This is a genomic window from Mucilaginibacter sp. P4_C11 (assembly GCF_056402115.1).
Window position 1 is genome coordinate 37,907 of sequence record NZ_JBFUIA010000019.1, and the last position, 21,176, is coordinate 59,082.

A 21,176-nucleotide genomic window follows, 5' to 3' on the forward strand; every position below is an offset into this window, starting at 1 on the left:
CTATTGCAAACCATAAGATTTCGAAGCAACAATAACGTATTGACGAAAGACTTACGAAGTTTTTAAAACTTCGTAAGTCTGGAAATTTTCATTTATTCATTGCTGGCTTCCAAGCCCCTCTTTACGGCGAAGCCTCGCCGGGTGAGTCGTCGCCGCCATGCAAATGTGTCATTATCTCTTTCATGCCTATTGGTGATGCATCAGATATCCGGATCCATCACCAATAGCTTTCCGGGCTGATTTATTTTGTAAATTTACTTCGATCATATGGAATTTGAGACGCAATATATTAGCCCCGATATTAAGCTATCGCTTTTTAGCGGGAAGTGTTTTAAAACAGAAGTGATGTTTGAGCATCACATCCTGGTTTGGTTTATTTCGGGCGAAACAAAAATTATACAGGCCGAGGCCAGCTATATTTTTAACGCAGGCGATATATTTTTGGTTCCGCGCAATCAGCTGGCAACGGTTATTAATTACCCCAAGGATGGCCAGCCGCATAAGGCTGTGGCCATGCACCTCACTACAGGGAAACTGAAGGATTTTTACTCGAGACATAAGGCTGTTGGCAAGGTACAACCGTTGCAAAAGGTGTACAGGTTTACCAAACACCCTTTACTGGAAAGTTGCCTTGCATCGTTAATCCCTTATTTCGATCTTGACGAAAGCCTGCCTGCCGACCTGGCCCATATAAAAATTGAAGAAGCCATCAGTATCCTCCGGTCAATTGATAACAGTGTAGACGGCTTGCTGGCCAACTTTGCCGAGCCCGGCAAAATAAACCTTGCCGACTTTATGGAACACCATTATATGTTTAATATGACCTTAGATAGGTTTGGCTATTTAACCGGCCGCAGCCTGGCCACATTCAGGCGCGATTTTAAAAAAGCATATAATACCACACCCCAAAAATGGCTGACAGAAAAACGGTTAAAGCTGGCCCACTACCAAATTGCCGAAAATAAGCGCAAACCTAACGATGTGTATCTTGAAGCAGGGTTCGAGAACCTGTCGCACTTTTCATATGCATTCAAAAACCTGTTTGGATATCCACCCAATGGTTTGCTGCAAAAATAGAATACAAAACGGGAGCCCCCGATTTTTCAACCTGGAGTTCCCGTTTTCATGATAGCGGCCATCGAACTAAACCCGAGCCGCTTCCCAGATGTTTGTCGGCTTTTTCTTTTCACACACTTAGCGATTTAATTGCCTAACCGGGTATCCACCGATTATTTACGAGTATTGTGGCTTAAGGTAATTGGAATTGGTCACTCGCCATTATAGGCCTGTTGCAGGGTTGCGACCTGAACTTTCTTCATCGTCATAAAAGTTTCCGTAACCCGCGCAATTTGTTCGGGGCTGCCGTTTTTGAGCGCATCGAACATAACGGTAGAGGCCACTTGCCACGATACGCCGAATTTATCTTTTAACCAGCCGCATTGCCCCGCTTCGCCATCAGCTGAAAGCGCCGACCAATAGTAATCAATCTCTTCCTGGGTTTCACAAGGGATTAATAACGACACCGCATCGTTAAAATTGAAACCATGCGAATGTGCGCTATCCATAGCGGCCAGCCAGGTTTTATCAATATAATAATCGGCAAACAAGAGTGTGCCTGCTTTATCTGGTCCCATATCTTCGGGGCGCAATGCAGTGGTACCACGTTTACTATCTTTAAATACGGAGCAGTAAAAGTCGATTGCTTCATTGGCTTTACCTGCAACCGGTGGGGTAAACAGTAGCGAAGGGACTATTACAGGCCTTTCTTCGCCGGTTGGGTCGGTTAGCATCAGTTGCCATGATACGCCATATTTATCTTCAACCCAGCCATACCGCTTGCTGAAAGGGTAGCTATCCAATGGCATCATTATTTTGCCGTTTTCGCTAAGTTTATTCCATACTTCGTCGATATGTTTGTCAGCATCCGGGTTGCGCGAGGGATCAAAATTGACCATAAATGAAATGGACGGATTGATACCAAGTTTGTGCCCGGCACTAATGCCGAAGAACGACTGGCCTGCAATAGTAAATTCTACTACTTCACATTCGCCACCGGGCATTGGGAAGTGATTGGCATAATTGACGGCCGAACCGGGCATGAACGATGCGTAAAATTCAGCTGCTTGTTTTGCATCCTGGTCGAACCAGAGGTGTGGTTTGATGGGTAACATAGGTAAATAATTTTGGTGTTGATAAAACGTTAAAATTTGCCGGCATTAATTTTTAATGGCAGCTATTTAACTATCTCAAAATTAAATGATTTTTTGTTGCCAGCACATGGGCATCCGGGACAATTTGCGGGGTGTATTGCGACAGGATTTAACGCGCGATTGGGCTGTTAAACTACCTTAAACCTCCTATTTTTCATTCAGGCTATTTAACAAGGGGCAAAAAAATCGGATAAGCTTGAAAAAACAAGCTTGCCCGATTTCGATATAGGGGAACATCACCTGAATCCGTGTCTTCGTGTTATGAACCTGGAGTGGATTATTGCTTTTAGTTTTTTATAATCTTTTCTTTTACCAGTTTTTGATCGCCAAACAGTATTCCTAAAAACAGTATTGCGCCTAAAATAACAATCCATTTAAATTTAAAGGCAACTGCAAAAAGCTGGTTGCTTGCGTTGGTATTAACAAATGCCAGCAATTTATAAAAAGCCGCAAAACCAGTTGCCAATACAACTAAAGACACTAAATAAAATTGAATGTCTTTTTTCCGGTTGATTTGTGCCTGTAAACGTGCTTTAACTTTTGAAGCAAAGTTATATGGCAAACCCTCTTTGGGCTCTTCTTTCAGTTTTTCAAACAAAAGCTGGTACTGCCCCAGGCTTGTTTGTTCATCTGCCGATAGCGAATCGCCGGGTAATTTTAGGTCACATTCCAGCAACCGCTGTATTTCTTCGTCCTTTAGCTCTTTCATAGTAGCTCATTTTTGGTGTCTTTTTCTATTTTTTCCTTCAACAGTTTTCGCGCCCTGAACAAATTGCTTTTTATAGTTCCTTCGGGCGTGCCGGTAATCTGCTCTATTTCCTGTACCGAAAATTCATTTAAGTGATACAATGTTAGTACTGTTCGGTAGGCCAGCGGCATTTGCGCTATCAGTTGGTTAATATATTCGGAAATGTTCTTTTTTGTTAAAACCTGCTCAGGAGTTTCATTGGTAAAATAATAGCTGTCTAAATTTTCCGGGTAATCATTCTGTCGTTGGTTTTTATATTTTTTTGTGTAATCGATGGCAGTTAAATAAGCAATACGGGCTATCCAGGTAGAAAGCTTCGACTCAAATTTAAATTTGGGCAGGCTATGGTGTACCTTAATAAAAACTTCCTGGCAAATATCCTCCTTATCCTGCAAATCCTGTACAATGCGGTTAGTTACAAAGAATACCAATTTTTCATATTCTTTTACTAATAGCTCAAAGGCGCGGAAATCTCCCTTAATTATCCTGGATATAACTTCCCTTTCATTTAACATATTACAGTAGTCAGCCGGCAGCGCAAAACGGTTGCAAAAAATAATAAAAAATAATTGCAACCGATTATCTTATTTTGCTGACTACTGTATCAAATCATTTAAAATAACAACATCATGAAACAGTTACTTCCTTTTATCATCCTCATAGTGTTTTTCATCATATTAGCAGTTTTGATTGTTGCCCTGTTTAATTACAGGCTCAAGAACAGGATACTGGATGCCGGGCCGCTGAATGAAAGCTCGGTTAAATTTTTAGCACAACTCTCGGGCTTTGGTACCGAATCATTAAAGTGGGGCATCATCCTGTTTTTTGCCGGCATTGGCCTGGTAACTATGCAATACATCCCCTACAGCGCCGAAGATTCGCCGCTGCCGTACGGTGTCGAAACGATCTTTATATCCGCCGGGTTCCTGACTTATTATTTAGCCATTCAAAGAAAAAAAGGCAGGCAGCAATAAGCCCGGCTAACACATCCAATTAATTTTTTACATCCCTTAAAAGCGCTTCGCAGCCCTTAATGGATAACTACATCCCAAATTTTCTACCATTAAAATTTTTATCACAATGAAAACTAAACTTAATTCCATCTACATAGTATTAATTATCAGTGCATTATTAATGCTTAATAAAGCTGCGCTGGCGCAATCTGCCCCAGGAGCTTATCGCTTATCCGGTAAAATAATTGATTCTGTTAGTCACGAGCCGTTGTCATTCATCACCGTTAGGTTAAAAGATGAAAAAGGCGAGCCGGTGCGGGCTATGGTAACAAAAGATAGCGGCCTGTTTGTTTTTTCGGCATTACAAACCATGCGTTACCATATAACCATTGTGGCTGTAGGCTATCGGCAAAAAGCCATCACTGTCGATATGTCTGGAAACACCAACCTGGGCAACATTTTCGTTGCAGCACAAGTTACCTCGTTAAAAGAGGTGGCGATTACTGCCGACAGGCCCATCATTAATCAAAAGGCTGATAGGGTTGTTTATGACCTGAAGGCTGACCCGGAAAGCAAAGGGAGCAGCGTTTTAGGCATGATGCGTAAAATTCCCTTTATCTCGTTAGATGGCAGTGACAATATTTTGCTAAAAGGGAATTCCAGTTATAAGGTACTTATTAACGGCAAATCCTCAAGCATGGTGAATGGCAACCTGACAGCCATACTCAGAAGTATGCCTGCTTCTACCATCCGGAAAATTGAGGTGATAACCATACCTCCGGCTAAATACGATGCCGAAGGCCTGGCCGGGATTATTAATATCGTCACCGATAAAAAAGTGAACGATGGCTATAACGGAACACTGAATGTGAATGAAAGCGGTCCGGTTGGCGGCCCTGGACTTGGCGGTTCATTTACTGCTAAAATGGGCAAATTTGGTGTGTCGGCATTCGGTGGGGCAAGTATATATAATTCTCCGCAAACCAGTTTCTCCAATAGCAGGACAAGTTCAGGTGAATCTGCCGGGAATTTGCAGCAGGAGGGTTCCGGCAAATCAAATAATAAAAATGCCTATTTCGGAACACAGTTAAGTTATGAAATCGACTCTCTTAAACTCATCTCCGGCCAGTTCAACATTAATGGGAACCGTTCAAACAGCAGCAGCAGCCTTTCTTCTGCTTTAAATGGGGCTAACATTGCGCCGCAGCATTATGACCTTTTGAATAATAATACAGGCACATCTTACGGTATTGATGCAGCGCTGAATTACCAATTGGGCTTTAAATCTGTAAGGAACCGATTTCTGACATTTTCTTATCAATACAGTACAAATCCCAGTAACCAGAACACTGATATCAGCTTTTTAAACCAGGTTAACCAGGCAGCGCCAAACTACCAGCAATATGATCACGAAAAATTCAGGGAGCAAACCGTCCAGGTGGATTTTGTAACACCGGTAAAAATGGTAAATGTGGAAGCCGGAGTGAAAGCTATATTCAGAAACAATGCAAGTGATTTCAGGTATAACACATTAAACCCCGCCGACGGCGAGTTTGAATTGGCCCCATCATTATCAGATTTGTATACCAATACTCAAAATGTTTATAGCGCTTACAACTCTTATCAGGTATCACTAAAAAGCTGGAACATTAGCGCCGGGGTACGGCTTGAGCAAACTGTGACACGGGCCGATTTCATTTCATCCGGGTCTGTTGCTGATCAAAATTACCTTAACGTTGTTCCGTCATTTGCAGTAAGCAAAAATTTCAAGAACGAGAGCAGTCTTAATTTCGGTTTTTCACAACGGATAAGAAGGCCGGGAATAAACAGGCTGAATCCATATATCGATCGTTCTAACCCAAACATCGAATCAACCGGCAATCCAAACCTACGCCCCGTGATGTTAAATGATGTGCAGGCGGGTTATAGCAGCAACAAAAAGCTGTCAGTAAATATCGGGCTGGATTATTCGTTCATGAACAACCTCGATCTTAAGGTCACTCATTTTAACAATGCAACGCAGGTAACCAACACCACCTATGCCAATGTGGGCAAGGCCCAAAGCCTGGGTGCTAACTTTAACATGGGTTACCCGGTAAGCAAATGGTATAATGTGAATTTAAATGGCAACCTGATGTACCTGTGGCTATCTGGCCCAAATGATGGCGTTATTAGCCATAATAACCGTTACATTTATTTCCTTGCTTTATCCAACGCCTTCCAGGTTAGTAACGGCTGGCGCATTAATGCTGATGTGAATGTGATAAGCCGTAACCCCAACGGCTTGCAGGGCACCTCAAACGGGATGGTAAGTACAGCATTTGGAGTAAACAAAGAGTTAATAAAAAACAAGCTGGGTTTTGCTGCGGGTATCAAAAACCCATTCACCAAATACCGCAACAATCAAAATCAGACCTTTGGCCCTAACTTTTCACAATACAGCACCGGCAGGGAATATTTCCGGTCCTTTAACATCAGCCTGAACTATAATTTTGGAGGTTTGCGGGATGGTATCAAAAAGAGTAAAAACGAGATCAGGAATGATGATCTGTCGAATTGAAAACGGGAGAACCCGAAAAGCAGGTTCGCCTTTGCAAAGAATAAAACAACGGGACAGGGTTAAATGAAGAAGATTCCAGTGGCATTGTCGCATTATGCCCCTTATTTGTCATAAGCAGGACTATTGGTGCTGGTATTTATCCGATAGTTTTGCTTAAGCAAAATAAGTAATGGCTACTGTTATCATCACCAATAATTAACTATTTTTAAACCAACCTAAAAAGACCGCTTACCCATCCATGAAAACCATTTTTGACAAAGGCACCCGTGCCGAAATTATTACCCGTATAGGCACCCTCAATGAAAACAGCACCGCACAATGGGGCAAAATGACCGTTTACCAGATGCTGAAACATTGCAGCCTGTGGGAAGAAATGGTATTGGGTAAAACCATGTACAAGCAATCATTTATTGGGAAGCTGTTTGGCAAAATGGCCCTGAAAGGCATGCTAAAAGACGATAGCCCCGTCAAAAAAAACATGCCTACTGTGCCGGGTTTTAACATTACCGGCACGGGCGATGTGGAGGCCGAAAAAGCCAAATGGATAGGCCTGATACATGAGGAAGAAAATTTTGCCAACCACCATTTTGTGCACCCTTTTTTTGGCAAAATGACCAAAGAGCAAATAGGCTGTTTTGCCTATAAACATATCGATCACCATTTGAGACAGTTTGGAGCTTAAAAGTTGTAGCCTCCTGAACTTGTCGAAGCGTAGCACGAAGAGGCCTTTGCCGTTTATGGTTCGACAGGCTACCCATGACATGTTCTATTTTCGAGGTGCGTGCGCCTGTCACCCTGAGCCTGTCGAAGGGTCGCGCGGATAGGCCTTTGCCCGCTATGGTTCGACGAGCTCACCATGACAGCCCTTTTTATGATGTCATTCCTCCTTCAGAATTTTGAAAAATTTTATAACTCAGCATGACAGCCTTCATTACGACGATATTTTCCTCCCAAATTTCGAAGAAAGGGTAAAACGCAGCGCAAATTTTATGTTGTATATTATTCCTGCTCCGGTTTCTTCGGCAGGGTTTTCATGTTGAATTTGGGCTTGTAGGCAGGTTTTGCGGCAGGCGTTTCCTGGGCGGGTTCATCAGCGCTTGCTTCGGGTTTTGATGGTGTAGCTGGCTGGGCGGTTACTTCCGGTGCTGGGGCTGCCTCCTCTTCTGCAATTGGTTTCGGCTTCATCATGGCCGCGTTGAACCGGGGCTTAAATCCCGGCTTTGCAGCGGGTGTTGCCGTGGGTTCAACAGGCATTTCTTCTTTTTCTGCCGGTTTTTCTGCAGTGAGCTTAGTTCCTTCAGCGGGTTTTGGGTTCATCATGGCCGCGTTAAACCGTGGCTTAAAGCCTGGCTTGGCAACAGGCGTTTCGGGGGCTGCTGCCGTTGGTTGTTCTTTTACTTCCGGCGTATCGGCAGGGGCTTCGCTTTTTTCGGCAGGCTTTGGTTTTACCATTGCTGCATTAAACCGTGGTTTAAAACCAGCGGGCCTGGCAGCAGGTGTTTCTGTGGGCGGTGTAACTCCTCCATCGGCAACATCCGGTTTTTGTTCAATAGCGTCCGCGCCTTCAGCAGCTTTGGGTTTTACCATGCCCGGGTTAAAACGCGGCTTAAATGCCGGTTTGGGTGCTATATTTTCTGATGGCGTTGATGTTTCTGCGGGTTTTGTTTCTTCAATTGCTTCGTTAACTGGTTTTGGTGGTACCGCTGTAGCCCTGAATTTTGGTGTAAACCCAATTTTAGGCGGTGCTGTGTTGCCGGGCTCTATCAGGCTTTCGGTAATAGTTTGCTCGGCTAAAGGGTTGGCAATATGTACCCGCTCGGTTTTAATTTCGGCAGCCAAAGGGAACCGGCGCCTTAATTTATTAAACCAGTATTTTTTGCTATGGTCAAAACTTTTCTCGCCCATTTGCTCAAAGTGGTCTTTAAATTCCGAAAACAACAATCCCTCGGCTACTTGTAAAGCAGCAAGATCAATCCTTTTCTTTTTAAAAAACTCTTCGAATAGCATAGGAATTAAATGTTAGAATCAAGAGCCAGGAATCAAGACAAATCGCCCGTATTCAAAACTCTTGATTCCTGATTCTTGTATCTTGACTCTATAAAGTCACGTCCACATCCAATTGATTAAAATGGATGCCTTTATCTGTTTTTTTCCAGTCGTCACGTTCCTCGTCGGTAGCGTTCATCAGTTTAGGGAACCACTCCAGCGGGAAGGCCTGTTGCTTACCATCGGGTTTTTCAACAAAAAGCAGGCCGTTGGCAAAGGTTACCTTTACTTTTTTTTCTTCCTTACGTGAGCTGAATAGTGGCATGTTTTTTAATTTGAGAATTTGAACATTTGAGAATTTGAAAATGAAAAAGACACGAATAATTGAAAATGCTTTCTGCCTTATCAAACCATTTCAAATCCTCAAATTGTTACCTTATCTGCCATCTTCAAATTTTCAAATCAAAGTTTACTCCGCCATGTTATGGTACACCGCTTGTACGTCGTCGTCCTCTTCCAAACGGTCAATCAGTTTCATAATATCAACCACCTGTTCTTCGGTTACTTCGTGGAATGATTGTGGTACGCGCTCCAGTTTGGCCGATTTTACTTCAACTCCGGCTTCTTCCAGCGCTTTCTGCATTTTTCCAAAATCTTCAAACGCGGTGTGGATAACGCCGATATCTTTTCCTTCTTCATCTGCTTCAACAAACAGGTCTTCCAGGCCAGCATCAATCAGTTCAAACTCTAATTCTTCCAGGTCGCGGTCGCCCGGCTCAAAGGTGAATACCGATTTGCGGGTAAAAATAAAATCTAACGACCCGGTTTTTCCCAGCGAACCGCCATATTTGGTAAAATAGCTGCGTACGTTGGCAACAGTACGGTTGGTATTATCGGTAGCCGTTTCAACCAAAACGGCAACGCCATAAGGCGCATAGCCTTCGTAAACAAGTTCTTCGTAATCTTTTTCATCGCGGCTGGTGGCGCGTTTTATAGCGGCCTCAACGCGGTCTTTAGGCATGTTTACCGCCTTTGAGTTTTGCACAGCTGTTCGTAAACGCGAGTTAGTAGTAATATCGCCACCACCTGCTTTTACGGCCATTACAATCTCTTTCCCTAAACGGGTAAACTGCACCGCCATTTTGGCCCAGCGCTTAAACTTTCTTTCTTTGCGGAATTCAAATGCTCTTCCCATAACTTTTGTTTTGTCGATGGTCCATAGCCTATAAACCATGGACGGGCAGCGAATATAATACTGTTTTAATACGTATGCAAAAATACGATTAAAACCTTTATCCTTTCGCCTTTAACCTGATAACCGGGGCATAGGAGATACCCGCCACCCATCTAAATAAAGTATAAAATGATGTAACGATAATAGCGCAGCCCATGTCTTATAGTCATGATGAAACTGATACGCGTATTTCTGTTGCCCTTATTCATGCTGTTACTTTTTAATGTTGCCCAGGCGCAAACCAACAGCGGTAAAATTTCGGGTATTGTTTTAGATGATACTAAGAAACCACTTGATGGCGCAACCGTTATTTTACTTGCTGCAAAAGATTCAAGCGTGGTAGGTACACAGCTTGTTAACCCGGACGGTGGCTTCGTATTTAAAAACGTAAAGGATAATACCTACCTTATTAAGGCTACTTATATTGGCTATAAAACTTACCAAAGCAGTCCAGTGGTTGTAAGCCAGCAAAAGCCGGTTAATTTACCCCCGTTTATTTTATCGCTGGCCGGCAAAAAGTTAAATGAGGTGGCCATAACGGCCAAAAAATCGTATGTGCAACAAAAAATAGACCGCACTGTAGTTAATGTTGGGGCGTTGATATCAAACACCGGCGCCAATGCTTTGGAAGTATTGGCAAAAACACCAGGCGTACAGGTTGATGCCGATGGCAATATTACTTTTAAGGGAAAAAGCGGCGTAATGGTGATGATTGATGATAAACCAACCTATCTTTCGGCCGCAAACCTGGCAACTTACCTGCGCTCGTTACCGTCATCGTCATTAGACCAGATAGAGCTGATGGATAACCCGCCAGCCAAGTATGATGCCGCAGGAAATGCAGGCGTAATTAATATAAAAACAAAAAAAAATACCACCAGGGGATTTAATGCAGTGGTTTCGGCCAATTATGCGCTCGGTTTTTATGGCCGGACAGACGAGAGCATCAACTTGAATTACCGTGTTGACAAAATTAATATTTTCGCCAACCTTGCTTACAACAAGCAAAAAACATTCAGACGGCTGGAAATTGACCGCGATTATTTTGATGCTAATGGAGATAGAACCTCTTCGTTAAAAGACATCTCCTATTTCAGGCCCTCCGGTAACAACACCAATATTAAAGCCGGAATGGACTTTTATTCGTCGCCAAAAACTACATGGGGCGTGGTATTTACCGGCAATATATCGCATGATCATGACAGCAGCCCGGTATACAGCTTGTTATACAACAAAGATGGCGGGCTGGATTCGACCATAAATACGCTGAATACATCTACCAATAAGTTTGACAGCAAGGGTATAAACCTGAATTATACCCATAAATTTGATAGCACTGGCCGTACACTTACATTCGACCTGGATTATATTCACGATGCCGCCGGCAGCAACCAGCTGTTTGTAAACAACACTTTTTTACCCGATGGCACGTTAACAAATTCGCAAACGCTAACTGATAATTTGCCATCCACCATCAACATTTACTCGGCAAAGGCCGATTACGCCCATCCGCTTAAGGGCAAAGCCAAGCTGGAGGCCGGGGTTAAAAGCAGCTATGTGAGCACAGATAACGCTGCCAATTATTTTAACGTGGTTGATAATGTAAGCACTATTGACTACAACAATACCAACCGGTTTTTATATAAAGAAAACATCAATGCAGGCTATGTTAATTTCAACAAAACCCTGGGCCGGTTTTCATTACAAACCGGCTTGCGGCTGGAGAATACCAATGGATCGGGCCATCAGCTGGGAAATGCCCAAAAGGCCGATTCATCGTTTGTTAAACATTATACCAACCTGTTCCCAACTGCTTATTTTTCATACAACCTGGATACAGCCGGCCATAATGTACTGGTTATGTCGTACGGCCGCCGCATTGGAAGGCCCAGCTACGGAAGCTTAAATCCCTTTACCTTTTTTGTAGATAAGTTTACTTATTTTTCGGGTAACCCTTTCTTAAAATCACAGTTTACTGATAATTATAAACTGGCGTATAGTTTCAGGAGTTTGTTTACAGTTGCGCTTGCCTATAATTATACCACCGATGTTCAGGGCGAAACCATTCACAACAGCAACAACGTATTCATCAGCACCCAGGGCAACATAGGGCGACAGAAAACAATCAACCTGTCTGCCAATAGCAACTTTCAGCCGGCCAAATGGTGGTCGGTTAACTTATATGCCGAGGTTTATAAAAATACTTACCAGGGGGCGTTTTACACCGGGTACCTTAATCAATCGCAATACACATTTTCGGGCAATGGCAACAACCAGTTCACCTTATCCAAAACCTGGAGTGCCGAACTAAGTGGCTTTTATGATAACGGGGGCACTTACGGCCAGTTTGTTATACTGCCTAAAGGCATGCTTAACGCGGCTATCCAGAAAAAAATATTGAATAATAAGGGATCAATTAAGTTAAATGTGCGCGATATTTTCCACACCTTCAGGCCAAGCGGCACCATTACCAATATTGTGGGCGCCAATGCCACCTTCCATAACTTTTTAGATACCAGGGTAGCCACGCTGGCATTTACCTATAGTTTTGGTAAATTAACTAACACCCCTCAAAAGCGAGATACCGGCGGCGCCGAGAGCGAACAAGGGCGGGCGCATTAATTGAATGGGGTGTTTTTGAATTTGGGAAGATGTGATTCCTTTGGTCCCTCAGGGTTTTTATAATGCTATTGAGTTAAGAAAAATTAAAGTTTTACTTTCGCGTAAAGACACCGAGACGCTAAGAAAAAATCAGCAAATCACTTTGCGACTCTGCGTCTTTGCGCGAATACCTTTAACCTTTCCCCTTACAGCACCCGCTTCAAATTGTCCAGCATATCGGCGGTCATTTTGGGCAGGTCGTATTCCAGTTTCCAGCCCCAGTCTTGCTGCGCGCTGCTGTCGTCAATTGATTTGGGCCAGCTATCGGCAATGGCCTGGCGTGGGTCGATATCTGTATAGCTTATCTCGAACGCCGGGATATGCTTTTTAATTTCTTCGGCCAGTTGTGTTGGCGTAAAGCTGATGCCGGCCAGGTTGTATGACGAGCGGATTTTAATTTGCTCTGCCGGTGCATCCATGAGGCTGATGGTAGCCCTTATGGCATCTTCCATATACATCATTGGCAGCGCGGTTTCGGCCGAAAGGAAGCTTTCGTATTTACCATTCTTTAATGCTTCGTGAAATATGTGAACGGCATAATCGGTGGTGCCACCGCCGGGCGATGCCTTCCAGCCGATAAGGCCGGGGTAACGGATGCTGCGTACATCAACACCATATTTTTCAAAATAATACTCGCACCAGCGTTCGCCGGCCAGTTTGCTAAAGCCATATACCGTGTTGGGATCCATTACACAATACTGAGGCGTATTGTACTGCGGCGAGTGTGGACCAAAAACAGCAATAGAGCTTGGCCAAAACACTTTGGCAGTTTTAAACTCTACAGCAAAATCAAGCACATGGATAAGCCCCGTCATGTTTAAATCCCAGGCCATTTTTGGTTTTTTTTCGCCTACGGCCGATAGTATGGCAGCCAGCAGGTAAACCTGGGTTGGGCGGTGTTTATCAAATATGTGGTGCAGGTTATGCTTATCAAGCACATTTACAATTTCGAAGGGGCCGCTGTTGCGGATGGCATAGGTAGGATCGTTAATATCGGAGGCGATTACATTTTCGGCACCGTGGATGCCGCGTAATGCCATAACCAATTCGGTACCAATTTGACCATTGGCACCAATCACTAAAATTTTTTCAGTCATCAACTTTTAGTTTTGGCAAATGTAGGAATTTGCCTGAAAAATTAACCCTTACTTAAGCTGTTTACGCAAACGATTGATCAAAATAGTACCAGGCTGCTAGGGCAAGTATTAAGTCGCAAGTATCAAGTATCAAGACAGCAGCTGAAAGTCCGAATCAAAAAAGTCGAGATACTGCCCTTAACGTAGTAAAAACAAGTCGAGATTCCAGCTCGCTGTGGCCCCATGCTGTTACATCAAAATTTCGCCGATGGAGTAGGTGCGGGCAGTGCCGCATATCAATACCCTGTCGCCCTGGTCAATGCAAAACAATTTGCCAAGCCGGGCCGATAGTTGCAACGCCTCCATCTCTTTTTTATTTAACCTTTCGGCCCAAAACGGAATGAGCGAACAGTGTGCCGATCCGGTTACCGGGTCTTCAAGGATAAGGGCCTGGGGTGTAAAAAAACGCGATACAAAATCGCAGTGATCGCCTTTTGCTGTAACTACCACGCCACCGGGATCAAGATTTACCTGGTCAAACAGCTGCCGGTTCAGGGTTATGTTGCGCACATCGGCTTCGCTTTCATAAACCAGCACGTAGTCCCTTGCCTTAAGTACCTCTTTTGGCTGGATGCTTAATGACTGGCTAATCAGCTCAGGTAATACTGCGGGGGCAGGCTTTCTCGACGGAAAATCAAGCGTATATATCCCATTTTTTACGGTCACTATTAACTCGCCGCTCAGGGTGCAGAAAATAATTTTATCTGTTGGGTAATTTAAAATAGTAATAATGGCGTGCGCGGCAGCCAGCGTTGCATGCCCACACAGGTCCATCTCAATCTCGGGCGTAAACCAGCGCAGGTGAAAATGATCGCCGCGATCAATAAAAAAAGCGGTTTCGGCAACGGCGTTTTCCTGTGTAATTTTCAGCAGTACCTCATCAGCCGGCCAATCCGTAAGCGGCACCACGCAGGCCGGGTTACCGCCAAACAAAGTATCAGTAAAAGCGTCAATCTGATAAAGTTTCATTTTTTGTTTGCTGCTTAGTATCAAGAAGACAGCTTCGGGTGTAAAATTAACATCTTTTAATGGTTTGGTAACAAGGAACAAACAGTAGCAATTAAAAAAAATTATACATGGAGAAGACAACTACTTGCTGCAAGCTCCTCAAAAATCATGACACCTGATACCCGCTGCCTAATACGGTTTCCAAAAATCTTGATACTTGATACTGACGACTTGATACTACTTTAAACTTTTTTGCTTTATTTTGTTTTTATGTTAAAAACCAGACTTGCCCTGCTTTTATTAGCATCGATAGCCTGCAGCACATCGGTAAGCGCCCAGCAAACCGATTCGCTGAAAAAGGACACCGTTAAAATTGATACCGCGCAGCTTAACAAGTTACGCCTCAATTCACGCCCAAATTCCATCCCCACCAGGGTTAGGCCAATCCAGATAATACGCGAGCAATTGCCTGTTAGTATGTTGGATTATAAGGTTATCCACTGGAAAAAGGCGGTAACTTTTGGGCTGAATTTTAGCCAGTCGGCCTTTACCAGCAACTATAGCGCCGGTGGTGTAAACTCGGTAGCGCTGGGTACAAACTTTATATACCATACCGAGTATAACAACGCTCCTTTTAGCTACGTATCTGAGCTTAACCTTACTTATGGCGTTGCCAAAAACAAAGGCCAGGGCAAACGTAAAACCAACGACAGGATTTACTTTGATAATAAGGTAGCCTCGCAATTATCTAAACACTGGTACCTTTTCGGCGCGCTGACGTTTGAGTCGCAGTTTGACAAGGGCTTTAACTATGTTGACCAGGGCAACGGGCGTTTTGATGCCCAACAGATCTCGAACTTTATGGCTCCGGGCTATTTAACCGAGTCGTTGGGTTTGGAGTATAAGCCAGCCCCTTACTTTGATTTACGTTTAGGTACCGGTACCGCAAGGCAAACGTTTGTTTTAGATAAAAGTATCCGCCGCTTTCAAACCGATAATTACGGTGTAGATACTAACAAAACTGTTAAAAACGATTTAGCATTTCAAATGGTAGCGCTGTTTGATAAGGATTTGATGAAAAATATCCACCTGAATACACGCTATGCATTGTTTATCCCTTATGGGCAGTCGCTTAAATATGTTACACACCGCGTTGATGCTGTATTATCGGCCCGGGTAAACCGTTTAATCAATGTTACCATCAATGGTACGCTGTTATATGATCAGCATACCTCAAAAGATGCGCAGGCTACAGAAGGTTTGGCGCTGGGGATGTTGTACAGATTCCCGTAATAGTCATTGGTCATTGGTCATTGGTCATTGGTCATTGGTCATTGGTCATTGGTGAAAATTGGATAGCTGTGGGTTTGTTTTATCTTATTAAAAAAACCACAGCTTTTTTGTTGATTTTGCCAGACGGAAAACGGCATATACATCTGTCTTAAAATTAACTTTCAAAATCATACCTTTGTAACCTCAAAACTGGGATATTACAATGTTTGAAAATCTTTCGGATAAACTCGACAGGGCCTTTAAGGTACTGAAGGGGCAAGGAACTATTACTGAGATAAACGTGGCCGAAACCATGAAGGAAATCCGCAAGGCCCTTCTTGATGCCGACGTAAACTATAAAACCGCCAAAGCATTTACTGATGATGTAAGGCAAAAAGCGCTGGGTAATAATGTACTAACAGCCATTTCGCCAGGCCAGTTGCTTACCAAGCTCATGAACGATGAGCTTACCGAGCTTATGGGCGGCACCACTGCCGAACTGGAAATAAAGGCTTCGCCAACCATTATCCTGATTGCGGGCTTAAACGGTGCGGGTAAAACAACCTTTACCGGCAAGCTGGCCAATTATCTTAAAACACAAAAAAATAAAAAACCTTTACTGGTTGCCGATGATATTTACCGCCCCGCGGCTATTGATCAGCTGGAGGTATTAGGCCAGCAAATTGGCGTACCGGTATATTCAAACCGCGAATCGAAAGATCCTGTTGCTATTGCGTTGGAGGGTATTGCCCTGGCCAAACAAAATGGCCATAATATAGTGATTATTGATACCGCCGGCCGCCTGGCTATTGATGAAGCCATGATGGTGGAGATTGAGCAGGTGAAAAGAGCGGTAAAACCACACGAGATATTATTTGTAGTTGACTCGATGACAGGTCAGGATGCCGTAAATACCGCTAAGGTGTTTAATGACAGGCTTGATTTTACCGGCGTAGTATTAACCAAGCTTGATGGCGATACCCGCGGTGGTGCAGCCTTATCTATTAAATCGGTTGTAAATAAACCCATTAAGTTTATAGGTACCGGCGAAAAGATGGAAGCACTTGATGTTTTCCACCCCGATCGTATGGCATCCCGTATCCTGGGCATGGGCGACGTGGTTTCGTTGGTTGAGCGCGCTCAGCAGCAGTTTGACGAGAAGGAAGCTGCCGAACTGCAAAAGAAGATCCGCAAAAACAAATTTGATTTTAACGATTTTTACAGCCAGATACAACAGATCAAAAAAATGGGTAACATGAAGGATCTGATGGGCATGATTCCGGGCGTAGGCAAAATGATGAAGGATGTTGAAGTTGATGATAACGCTTTTAAAGCTATCGAGGCCATCATCCAGTCAATGACCCCGTTTGAAAAATCAAACCCCGAAACTATTAATCAAAGCCGTCGTAACCGTATAGCCAAAGGTTCCGGAACCGATTTAACCGAAGTAAACCGGTTAATGAAGCAGTTTGACGACATGAAAAAGGTAATGAAACAAATGAGCAACCCCGCCGCCATGGCCAGCATGATGCGCCGCATGCCAAAAATGTAAAACTATTGGCCCCACAAGGGCATTTTAAAATGCAACAAAGCCCATGGTGATTTACGATGGGCTTTGTCATTTAACCAGGATGTTGTATTCGTGGCATGGTTATATGTCTCCCAACTCTTGATATCTGGTCATCTGATATTTGTTTTGTGTATTTTTTTCTATACAAAAGCACAAGTTATTTAATCTATTCCGGTTTTAATTGGTCAATGGCATACCATTTGTCTACGCAATGTCATGGTGCCGGGTTAATAACCCGGCATGTAAACCATCAATTTAATAGATAGATATTATGAAAACTTTAGTTAAATCAGTATTATTTACAGCAGCTTTTTTCGCGGCAAAGTCAAGCATTGCACAGGTTAACGTAGGTGCAGCAACAGCAACAAAAATTGTTACCCAAACAGCATTACCATCTGTTAACGCAGCTACTGTAGCTCAAAAAGCAGCAGCAACTACTACCAATATCACAAACCAGGCAGCCGCACAGGCGCAAAATGCAGCGGCGCGTACTGCAGCCCAAACCCAGGCAGCAACCACAGCGGCAGCCGTGCAATCGCAAACAGCCGCAAGCCAGGCAGCCAATGTAAGCGGAACTGTTAACACCGCTGCAGCAACAAATGCCGATGTTGCAGTGAATAACGCAAATACTGCTGCAAACCTTGCAGGTTCGGGTAACGTAAATGGCTCAGTATCGGCAGATAAGGCTACAACAGCCGCAGGTAGCGCATTTACAGCATCAAAAAATGCCGCAAGCAACGCATCGGCCGATGTTAGCGCTAAGGCCAACGATGTTGCCGCAAAAGCTACCGCAGCTAAAACCGCTTCGGTTAATACAGCCTCTGCAGTAGGTAAAAAGGCTATAACTGCCAGGAAAAACGTTAGTGTTAGCAGCACCGGGAGTTTAAATACCTCTGGTAGTGCAGCTACAACTTCAAAAACCACCAAAGCAAGCTTATCACACAGTGGCTCATCTGCAACCACAGTAAAAGCAGGTAAAAAAAGCGCAACAGTTAGTGCATCGGGCAGCAGTTCAACTAAAGTGAGCGCTGCTAAACAGTAACATTAAATTATAGCAATGTAATTAGCAAAAGGGCCGTTAGCGGCCCTTTTGTTGATTTAAAACATAGGCCACGTACGTCAAATACTTCATGAAAAAACTTAAACTTACCGCGCTGCTTATAATGATGGGCAGCTGCACTGCCTCATTTGCACAACAAACCGTTACCGATACGGCAAAAAAGCCACAAGTAAAGGAGCTATTTGTAAATGCCGGGCTACAATACATGTCTAACCTAACCTACGCCGGCCGCCGCGATGAAAGCAGTGTGCCATTGTTATTACCATCGCTAACACTAGTGAGCAAGCATGGGTTTTTCCTGAGCGCAATAGGTTATTTTGATTTAAACGGGTCAAAATCGGGTGCCGAGGGGCTGAGTGTTACGCCGGGTTACGTTTTTGGGTTTGATAGTAAAAAGTATTACGGCGGTACCATATCGGCTACCAAATTTTTTATCACCGGTAGCAGCCCTATCATCTTATCGTCTTTTAACGCTACCATTGATGGTTCATTGTACGCCAACCCCGATAATATTGTAAAACTTAGCATCGGCGGCAGTTACCGTTTTGATAAAAACAACAAGAATGACATCATCAATACAGCCGAATTATCGAAGGAAATATTTGCGGTTAAAACCGGGGCTACCAAATTAAATGGACTTAAGTTTACGCCGACAGCGTCATTGTATGCCGGTACACAATCGTTTTACCAAACCTATTATACCGAGTCGCAAGTAACCCGGTCGGTAGAGTCGCCACAAAAGCAAACGCCTATCAATATCCTGTTCCCTAATCAGCCCAAGCAAACCATTATTACCCAAACCGTAACCCAGGAAAATCAAAAGGAAGTAAGAAAATACCAGCTGCTTGCCTTTAGCGGATCGATGCCGGTTACCTACGTTATAAACAAAGTGCAGATAGTTTTTACACCATACCTCATAAAACCATTTAACCAGGTTGATTATGTGAGCAATACGTCAAAAAACGGACTTTACTTTTTGTTCTCGGCTGGTGCCAGTGTAACTTTTTAATATAATTGCGTTTTTTCTCACGTAAAAATATTAACATATGGTTTAAATGCTGTAGTTTTTTATAAACTTCGCATTTAAACCGTTTTGTATGCGTTCAATCCTCTACTATAAAAAACTATTTCCTGTAGCTTTTGCCTTTTTTGCGTTATCTGCCCATGCCCAGGTTCCCGGCTCGGCTATTGATGTGCAGCACTACAATTTTGCATTACAGCTTAATGACGACAATAACAATATAAAAGGCGAGGCCACCGTAGCCATAAAATTTATAAAGGATGCTGCCTCCTTTAGCCTGAACCTGGTAAAAAAGAATGCCGGTGGCAAAGGGATGACTGTATCAGCAGTAACCGAAAATGGCAAAAGCCTTAAATTTGAACAGGATAGCGATATTGTTAAAATATACACGCAGGTTAAAGCCCCCAGCAGGCACAACTTTATAATTAGCTACGAAGGTATACCTGCCGATGGATTGATCATATCTACCAACAACTTTGGCCACCGCACTTTTTTTGGCGATAACTGGCCAAACCGGGCACATAACTGGCTTCCCTGTGTTGACGACCCGGCCGATAAAGCAACCGTCGACTTTGAAGTAACCGCTCCAGATCATTACCAGGTGGTGGCCAACGGTTTACAACTGGAAGAGAAAGCATTGGATAATCACCTAAAGCTTACTCATTGGCAGGAAAACGTGGTGCTGCCTACCAAAGTAATGGTTATTGGCGTTGCCGAATTTGCCATTGACCATCCCGGCGATGTAAGCGGTATCCCGGTTTATACCTATGTGTTTCCCGAAAACAAGGAGGCCGGTTTTAAAAACTATGCTATTGCAAAAGATATATTGCCGTTTTTCATCAAAAAGGTTGGCCCGTACAGTTATGAGAAACTGGCCAACGTACAATCCAAAACGATATTTGGCGGAATGGAAAATGCAAGCGCGATATTTTATTTCGAAGAGTCGGTTACCAGCAAGGGCATAGAAGAGTTAATGGCGCATGAAATAGCCCACCAATGGTTTGGCGACGGCGCAAGCGAAAAAAACTTTGCCCACTTATGGTTAAGCGAAGGTTTTGCCACTTACATGACCAACCTGTACCTCGAGAATAAATACGGTGCCGATACCTTAAAAAAGCGGCTAATAGAGGACAGGCAAACCGTTATTGATTTTGAAAAGAAAAGGCTGAGCCCCGTTGTTGATACAGCTGTAAAAGATAAATACATGCAATTGCTAAACGCCAACAGTTACCAGAAAGGCGGATGGGTACTGCATATGCTGAGGCGCAAACTCGGGGACGTTATATTTTGGAAAGGGGTAAGTAATTATTACACCATGTACAACGGACGTAACGCCAATACTGCCGACCTATGTGCTGTGATGGAAAAAGCCAGCGGCCAAAACCTAAAACCATTTTTTAAACAATGGCTACGGACTGCCGGCCATCCGGATTTAAAGATAACATGGGCACAACGCGCAAATAGTTCTGTTGTAGAAATATCGGTAACGCAAAAACAGGCATGGCTTTACGATTTCCCGTTGGAGTTTACTGTTAATGGTAAGTCCTACACCATGAATATTAAAAATAAGGAAACCGGACTTAAAGTATCCGTGACTGCCGGCGATGTCAAGGTGATAATTGACCCTAACATTAATTTACTTGCATCTTTTAGCCTTGAAGGTATTACTGTGCAAAAGTAATAAGCTTGTGACTATCTGCTAAATAAATCAACAGCCTTATTGATTTATAAAATTTTATAATTATCATTGTGTAATACCTACACAATGATAATTATGGGCATATCGTCCCAAAAATCATGGTAATGGTATACGTTAT

General features: G+C 43.4%; 18 protein-coding genes. 10 read left to right on the top strand and 8 right to left on the bottom strand.

The genetic code is table 11. The annotated features are described in order from the left end of the window. The first annotated feature begins 267 nt into the window (after window positions 1-267). Entirely contained in the window at window positions 268-1,077 is an 810-nt protein-coding gene (locus AC1DU2_RS18015; RefSeq protein WP_477362632.1) for a helix-turn-helix domain-containing protein, read from the top strand. A 191-nt stretch (window positions 1,078-1,268) separates the two neighbouring features. Here the strand turns inward: AC1DU2_RS18015 and AC1DU2_RS18020 are convergent, their stop codons facing one another. The 3 genes from AC1DU2_RS18020 to AC1DU2_RS18030 all read right to left on the bottom strand — a co-directional run bounded on the left by AC1DU2_RS18020 (window position 1,269) and on the right by AC1DU2_RS18030 (window position 3,473). Then, on the bottom strand, window positions 1,269-2,171 hold the full coding sequence (locus AC1DU2_RS18020) for a VOC family protein (RefSeq protein WP_477385726.1): 903 nt from the start codon (window positions 2,169-2,171) through the stop codon (window positions 1,269-1,271). 325 nt (window positions 2,172-2,496) lie between these two features. Then, entirely contained in the window at window positions 2,497-2,919 is a 423-nt protein-coding gene (locus tag AC1DU2_RS18025; RefSeq protein ID WP_477385728.1) for a hypothetical protein, read from the bottom strand. Next, window positions 2,916-3,473: an RNA polymerase sigma factor gene (locus tag AC1DU2_RS18030; protein WP_477385730.1), complete on the bottom strand. Its 558-nt coding sequence runs from the start codon at window positions 3,471-3,473 to the stop codon at window positions 2,916-2,918. The genes AC1DU2_RS18025 and AC1DU2_RS18030 overlap by 4 nt, the downstream gene beginning before the upstream one ends. Window positions 3,474-3,587: 114 nt before the next feature. Here AC1DU2_RS18030 and AC1DU2_RS18035 point away from each other — a divergent pair, with 114 nt between their 5' ends. The 3 genes from AC1DU2_RS18035 to AC1DU2_RS18045 all read left to right on the top strand — a co-directional run bounded on the left by AC1DU2_RS18035 (window position 3,588) and on the right by AC1DU2_RS18045 (window position 7,153). After that, on the top strand, window positions 3,588-3,932 hold the full coding sequence (locus tag AC1DU2_RS18035; RefSeq protein WP_477362624.1) for a hypothetical protein: 345 nt from the start codon (window positions 3,588-3,590) through the stop codon (window positions 3,930-3,932). Window positions 3,933-4,038: 106 nt separating this feature from the next. Then, window positions 4,039-6,471, top strand: coding sequence for a TonB-dependent receptor domain-containing protein (locus AC1DU2_RS18040; RefSeq protein ID WP_477385732.1), 2,433 nt, complete (start codon window positions 4,039-4,041; stop codon window positions 6,469-6,471). 238 nt (window positions 6,472-6,709) lie between these two features. Next, on the top strand, window positions 6,710-7,153 hold the full coding sequence (locus AC1DU2_RS18045; RefSeq protein WP_477385734.1) for a DUF1569 domain-containing protein: 444 nt from the start codon (window positions 6,710-6,712) through the stop codon (window positions 7,151-7,153). Window positions 7,154-7,470: 317 nt separating this feature from the next. Here AC1DU2_RS18045 and AC1DU2_RS18050 read toward each other — a convergent pair whose 3' ends face one another. The 3 genes from AC1DU2_RS18050 to AC1DU2_RS18060 form a co-directional block, all read right to left on the bottom strand. After that, complete coding sequence (locus AC1DU2_RS18050; protein WP_477385736.1) at window positions 7,471-8,478, bottom strand: hypothetical protein; 1,008 nt, start codon at window positions 8,476-8,478, stop codon at window positions 7,471-7,473. A gap of 88 nt (window positions 8,479-8,566) precedes the next feature. Next, entirely contained in the window at window positions 8,567-8,782 is a 216-nt protein-coding gene (locus tag AC1DU2_RS18055; RefSeq protein ID WP_477385738.1) for a DUF2442 domain-containing protein, read from the bottom strand. A 144-nt stretch (window positions 8,783-8,926) separates the two neighbouring features. Next, a complete protein-coding gene (locus tag AC1DU2_RS18060) occupies window positions 8,927-9,652 on the bottom strand; it encodes a YebC/PmpR family DNA-binding transcriptional regulator (RefSeq protein ID WP_477362614.1) in 726 nt (241 codons plus the stop codon). A 207-nt stretch (window positions 9,653-9,859) separates the two neighbouring features. On the opposite strand from AC1DU2_RS18060, the gene AC1DU2_RS18065 reads away from it, so the two are divergent. After that, window positions 9,860-12,313, top strand: a complete 2,454-nt coding sequence (locus AC1DU2_RS18065; RefSeq protein ID WP_477385740.1) for a TonB-dependent receptor — start codon at window positions 9,860-9,862, stop codon at window positions 12,311-12,313. A 185-nt stretch (window positions 12,314-12,498) separates the two neighbouring features. Here AC1DU2_RS18065 and AC1DU2_RS18070 read toward each other — a convergent pair whose 3' ends face one another. Together AC1DU2_RS18070 and AC1DU2_RS18075 are read right to left on the bottom strand one after the other, a co-directional pair. Continuing rightward, entirely contained in the window at window positions 12,499-13,449 is a 951-nt protein-coding gene (locus AC1DU2_RS18070; RefSeq protein WP_477385742.1) for an NAD-dependent epimerase/dehydratase family protein, read from the bottom strand. Between the two features lie 228 nt (window positions 13,450-13,677). Continuing rightward, on the bottom strand, window positions 13,678-14,457 hold the full coding sequence (locus AC1DU2_RS18075; RefSeq protein ID WP_477385744.1) for a PhzF family phenazine biosynthesis protein: 780 nt from the start codon (window positions 14,455-14,457) through the stop codon (window positions 13,678-13,680). A 249-nt stretch (window positions 14,458-14,706) separates the two neighbouring features. Between AC1DU2_RS18075 and AC1DU2_RS18080 the strand changes: the two genes are divergently transcribed. From AC1DU2_RS18080 to AC1DU2_RS18100, 5 genes are all read left to right on the top strand, one after another. Continuing rightward, the gene (locus AC1DU2_RS18080) at window positions 14,707-15,729 is read left to right on the top strand and encodes a DUF3078 domain-containing protein (RefSeq protein WP_477385746.1); all 1,023 of its coding nucleotides are present in this window, start codon (window positions 14,707-14,709) and stop codon (window positions 15,727-15,729) included. A gap of 202 nt (window positions 15,730-15,931) precedes the next feature. Continuing rightward, window positions 15,932-17,260: a signal recognition particle protein gene (gene ffh, locus AC1DU2_RS18085; RefSeq protein ID WP_477362604.1), complete on the top strand. Its 1,329-nt coding sequence runs from the start codon at window positions 15,932-15,934 to the stop codon at window positions 17,258-17,260. 289 nt (window positions 17,261-17,549) lie between these two features. Next, a complete protein-coding gene (locus tag AC1DU2_RS18090; RefSeq protein ID WP_477385748.1) occupies window positions 17,550-18,320 on the top strand; it encodes a hypothetical protein in 771 nt (256 codons plus the stop codon). 88 nt (window positions 18,321-18,408) lie between these two features. Then, a complete protein-coding gene (locus tag AC1DU2_RS18095; protein WP_477385750.1) occupies window positions 18,409-19,347 on the top strand; it encodes a hypothetical protein in 939 nt (312 codons plus the stop codon). An 88-nt stretch (window positions 19,348-19,435) separates the two neighbouring features. Beyond that, the gene (locus AC1DU2_RS18100; RefSeq protein WP_477385752.1) at window positions 19,436-21,040 is read left to right on the top strand and encodes a M1 family metallopeptidase; all 1,605 of its coding nucleotides are present in this window, start codon (window positions 19,436-19,438) and stop codon (window positions 21,038-21,040) included. The last annotated feature ends 136 nt before the right edge of the window (window positions 21,041-21,176 follow it).